Origin of the sequence: Salegentibacter tibetensis, from assembly GCF_020164485.1 — a bacterium.
GTDB classification, from domain to species: Bacteria; Bacteroidota; Bacteroidia; order Flavobacteriales; family Flavobacteriaceae; genus Salegentibacter; species Salegentibacter tibetensis.
Genome location: NZ_JAIQZA010000125.1, coordinates 1 through 374 on the forward strand (window position 1 = coordinate 1; position 374 = coordinate 374).

Annotated in this window: 1 pseudogene; it reads right to left on the minus strand. The window is 35.3% G+C overall.

From position 1 onward, the window contains the following. Positions 1 to 87 precede the first annotated feature (87 nt). Positions 88 to 374 (minus strand): annotated as a pseudogene (locus tag LB467_RS18790) (carboxymuconolactone decarboxylase family protein); the annotation flags it as partial.

Sequence of the window (374 nt, forward strand, 5' to 3'; positions counted from 1 at the left end):
GTTCCAATTACCCCAGCTAGTATTGCGTTCTTCCAGTTAATTTTATGATTATGCATAGTGATATTGTTTTAAGTTAAATTACGAAGATTAGGATTTTTTCTGAAGTGCTACTGCTTCAGGGAAATCAACCGGTACAGCGGTTATATTATGCAAGTAGTTCATTACAACCTTATCGGCTATAAGCAAAACAAGGTCTACAAGATTTCCTTTATTAAATCCTGCGTCATAGAACTCCTGAAGCTCTGTAGCTACATTGATTCCCTTTCTTTGGGCAATAGCTGAAGATAATTTTGCTAAAGCATTGATTTTAATATCCCAGGATGCTTTTCCTGCTCTCAATTCCAGTATTTGTTCACTTGTAAAACCATTCATTT